Source organism: Pseudomonas sp. SST3 (assembly GCF_003325755.1).
Genome location: NZ_QORI02000134.1, coordinates 1 through 4,080, shown reverse-complemented (window position 1 = coordinate 4,080; position 4,080 = coordinate 1). Strand labels below are relative to the sequence as shown.

Here is a 4,080-nt window from a genome sequence, read left to right as displayed (position 1 = left end):
AAGCACTTTTCCTCGGGCATCGACCTGATGATGCTGGCCTCGATCGCCAATGACTTTGGCAAGGACGTGGGTCGCAATGCGCGCCTGCTGCGCCGCAAGATTCTCGAGCTGCAAGCTTCGTTCAACGCCGTGGACACTTGCCGCAAGCCCGTGCTGGCGGCGATCCAGGGCTACTGCATTGGCGGTGCCATCGACCTGATCAGCGCGTGCGACATGCGCTATGCGGCCGAGGACGCGCAATTCTCGATCAAGGAAATCGACATCGGCATGGCCGCTGACGTCGGCACCTTGCAACGCCTGCCGCGCATTATTGGCGATGGCATGCTGCGTGAACTGGCCTATACCGGTCGTCAATTCGGCGCTGAAGAAGCGCGCAGCATCGGCCTGGTCAATCGCGTGTTTGCCGATCAGCAAAGCCTGCTGGCGGGTGTCATGGACCTGGCCCATCAAATCGCCGCCAAGTCGCCGATTGCCGTGACTGGCACCAAGGCCATGATCAGCTACATGCGTGACCACACAGTCAATGACGGCCTGGAATACGTTGCCACCTGGAACTCGGCTATGTTGCAATCCAACGACCTGCGCGTGGCCATCGCGGCCCATATGAGTAAGCAGAAACCCGAATTCGTGGATTGACTGACATGACCCCAGGCTGGATTACCACAACGCTGCTGGACAACGACGCCCCCGGCGGCTGGGCCGTCGCCCGCAGCCGCGAAGGCTTTTTACACGATACCAACGGCCCGCTGTTCCCGCGCGAATGGCTCAAGCGCCAGGACCTGTCGGTGTTTGCCGAACATGGCATCGGCCATCTCGATGGCGAGCCGGTGTACCTGTTGGAACTCAACGCGTCGGCAGAGGTGCCAGGGTGCAGTTGGCAAGGCTTGCGCGGCTTTATGCTGCAAGGTGATCACACCCTGTACAAGGTGCTGGGCTACGCCGCGCAGATCGGCACCTGGGCGCGGGAGCACCGTTTTTGTGGCAGTTGCGGCCAGGCGATGGTACAGGTGCCGCGGGAGCGGGCGATGTATTGCCGGGCCTGCGACCTGCGCAGCTATCCACGCATCTCGCCAAGCATGATCGTGCTGGTGACCCGTGGCGATGACATCCTGCTGGCGCGCTCGCCGCGTTTCGTCACGGGGGTCTACAGCACCCTGGCCGGTTTTGCCGAGCCGGGTGAGTCCGCCGAAGACTGCCTGATCCGTGAAGTGCGCGAAGAGGTGCAGTTGGAGGTCAAGAACATCCAGTACATGGGCAGCCAATGCTGGCCGTTCCCTCACTCGATGATGCTGGGCTTTCACGCCGAATACGCCGGTGGCGATATCGTGCCCCAGGCCGACGAGATCGAGGACGCGCAGTGGTTCAATATCCACGAGCTGCCGCCGTTGCCGGCGTCACGCTCGATTGCGCGTTACCTGATCGACCTCTACGTGGCCCGCCGCCTAGGCCACGCTGAACCAGTGCTGCCAGGCTAGGCGCACGGTCAGGCCCAGCACCACGGTGATAAACACTGGGCGGATGAATTTGGCGCCGCCGCTGATCGCGCTGCGTGCGCCAAAGAACGCGCCACACATCACCGACACACCCATCGCCAGGCCGACGATCCAGTCCACCGACCCATTGATGATGAACACCGTCAGCGCCGCGGCGTTGCTGACGAAGTTCATGCTGCGCGCCACGCCGCTGGCCTTCACCAGATCGATGGGGTGCAGCAGCATCGTGCTGACCGTCCAGAACGCCCCCGTGCCGGGCCGGCCACGCCATCGTAAAAGCCCAGGCCAAAGCCCTGGGTGGCTTGCCATTTCTTTTTGATCGGTGCCTCGGCATCCAGTGGCGCCTTGGGCGTGCCCCCGAACAGCAGGTACACACCGCAGGCGAAGACGATCACCGGGAGCATCTTGTTCAGGGTTTCGGCAGGCAAGTAATGAGCGACGACCGCGCCGGTCAGTGCACCGATCAAGGTACCGACAATGGCGTGCACCCATTGGCGTGGGTGGAACAGCTTGCGGCGGTAGAAGGTAAAACTGGCGGTGGCCGAGCCGAAGGTGGAGCTGAGCTTGTTGGTGCCCAGCACCAGATGCGGCGGCATACCGGCGGTGAGCAGGGCCGGGGTGGTCAACAAACCGCCACCGCCGGCGATGGCGTCGATAAAACCGGCGAATAAAAGCGACAACGGCCAGGATGGCCAGGGTGGTGAGGTCTACGCTGAGTTCGAAGGGCATGGGCAGGGCTTATTGTTGGAGGGCCGCAGAAGGCCAGCATCTTACTGCGATGTGACTCAAATGTGGGAGGTGGCAAGCCTCTCCCACATCTTTTACCGGGCCCGCCTGGTTATTTGTGCGCGCCCAGCCATTCCACGGCCGTGCGCCAGATGCAGATACCCAGGAAGTACGCCGACATCAGCGACCACAAGCCAAATGTCCAAGGGTTGGTATTCGGGTAATCCACCACCATCAGGAAGCTGCACAGCAGCCAGATAGTGGTCACCGCGATGTTGATCGGCATGAAACGCTTGACCCGGAACGGGTGCAGGAACTTCATCGGCGTCACGGTCAACAGCGCCAGGCCGATCACGGTCAGCAAGGTGACCCAGGCATCCGGCTGGATGATATAGACGCACAGGGCAACGACGTTCCAGGCGGCAGGGAAGCCGACGAAGTAGTTGTCCTTGCTCTTCATGTTCACATTGCAAAAGCAGAACAGCGACGACACCAGGATCACCGACACCGCAAACAGGTGGGTGAACTCGGGCAGGTCGATGTAGCGGTAGATAAAACAGGGCAGGAATGAACACGTAGGTGAGGTAGTCGATCACCAGGTCGAGCACCGAGCCGTCAAAGCTGGGCAGCACCGTGCTGACATTCACCCGTCGCGCCAGCGAGCCGTCGACGCCATCCACCACCAGTGCCAGGCCCAGCCACAGCAGGCACGCCTTGGGGGAGTTTTCCAGCAGCGCCAGGGTGGCCAAAAAGGCCAGTACCACACCGGTGGCGGTAAAGCCGTGGGCGCCCCAGGCTTTGAGTCTGGCTACATGCAGGGTCGATATCACGGGCGGTTCTCCAAAAGGTCAAACGGGGCAGCCGACGACGTAGCGCCGTCGAGTCTGGCCAGGGAATGCAGGTATCGACCGGGAAGGGGAGGATAAGGTTCACCGCCCGGCGTATCCGTTAGCGTAGCAAGCGTAGGATGTTTCGGCATCAGCCCTGACGGAACACCAGTGCCTTTAGTCCACTCTGCGGATCAATGTCAGGAAATTCCGGTGGGTTTTCCAGCCGCTGTACAAACCGCAGGCCCGGTGCTTCGCGGGTCAACGCCGTCGATCAGGAAATCTTCGCCGAAGGCCGGATCGTTCATGCATGCCAGTACGGTGCCGTGGGCACTGAGCAAGTCCGGCAGGCGGCGCAGCACGCGCTGGTAATCCTTGGTCAGCAGGAAACTGCCTTTCTGGAAGGAGGGCGGGTCGATGATCACCAGGTCATAAGGACCGTTGTTCGTCACCTTGGCCCAGGACTTGAACAGGTCGTGGCCCAGGAAACTCACCCGGCTCAGGTCGTGCCCATTCAAACGATGGTTGTCGCGGCCACGGCTGAGGGCACCACGGGCCATATCCAGGTTCACCACATGGTCGCGCGCCTTCGATGGCGGCCACGGAAAAACCGCAGGTATAGGCAAACAAATTCAGCACAGCGCTGGCCCTGTGCTTGCTCACGTACCCAGTTGCGCCCGTAACGCATGTCGAGAAACAGCCCGCTGTTCTGTTTTTTTACCCAGGTCGATCAGGTAGCGCAGGCCGCCCTCGGTGATGGTCAACTCGTCGATGGCGTCGCCCACCAGCCATTCGGTGGTGCTTTGCGGCAGGTAGCGGTGTTGCAGGGCCACGGTGTGCGCGCCGAAAGCGGCCCAGTCGATGTGCAGTAGCGTCTGCTTCAGGGCCTGCAGGTGCTCGGTTTCCTTGAACAACGCCACCAGCACTACCCCTTGCAGCCAGTCCACCGTCAGTTGTTCCAGGCCCGGCCAGCAGCGGCCACGGCCATGGAACAGGCGCCGGGTTTCCGCGGGCGCGTCAGCCAGGGCAGTGAG

Annotated in this window: 3 protein-coding genes and 4 pseudogenes; 2 read left to right on the top strand and 5 right to left on the bottom strand. The window is 61.8% G+C overall.

Annotated features, from left to right (window positions below; all coding sequences use genetic code 11):
• On the top strand, positions 1-636 hold a 636-nt coding region (locus DQ405_RS25130; protein ID WP_168426409.1), incomplete at its 5' end, for a crotonase/enoyl-CoA hydratase family protein.
• Between the two features lie 5 nt (positions 637-641).
• Positions 642-1,475, top strand: a complete 834-nt coding sequence (nudC, locus tag DQ405_RS25125; protein ID WP_168426408.1) for an NAD(+) diphosphatase — start codon at positions 642-644, stop codon at positions 1,473-1,475.
• On the opposite strand, the pseudogene DQ405_RS25120 reads toward nudC, so the two are convergent.
• The 5 genes and pseudogenes from DQ405_RS25120 to DQ405_RS28825 all read right to left on the bottom strand — a co-directional run.
• Positions 1,443-2,222 (bottom strand): annotated as a pseudogene (locus DQ405_RS25120) (TSUP family transporter). The gene nudC and the pseudogene DQ405_RS25120 overlap by 33 nt on opposite strands.
• 109 nt (positions 2,223-2,331) lie before the next feature.
• Positions 2,332-3,049, bottom strand: a pseudogene (gene pcsA / locus DQ405_RS25115) (phosphatidylcholine synthase).
• A 148-nt stretch (positions 3,050-3,197) separates the two neighbouring features.
• Positions 3,198-3,272: a hypothetical protein gene (locus tag DQ405_RS28835; RefSeq protein WP_446730920.1), complete on the bottom strand. Its 75-nt coding sequence runs from the start codon at positions 3,270-3,272 to the stop codon at positions 3,198-3,200.
• Positions 3,247-3,709: pseudogene (locus DQ405_RS28830) on the bottom strand (class I SAM-dependent methyltransferase). Before DQ405_RS28830 ends, DQ405_RS28835 begins: the two are co-directional and overlap by 26 nt.
• Before the next feature lie 116 nt (positions 3,710-3,825).
• A pseudogene (locus DQ405_RS28825) lies at positions 3,826-3,993 on the bottom strand (class I SAM-dependent methyltransferase); the annotation flags it as partial.
• Positions 3,994-4,080 lie beyond the last annotated feature (87 nt).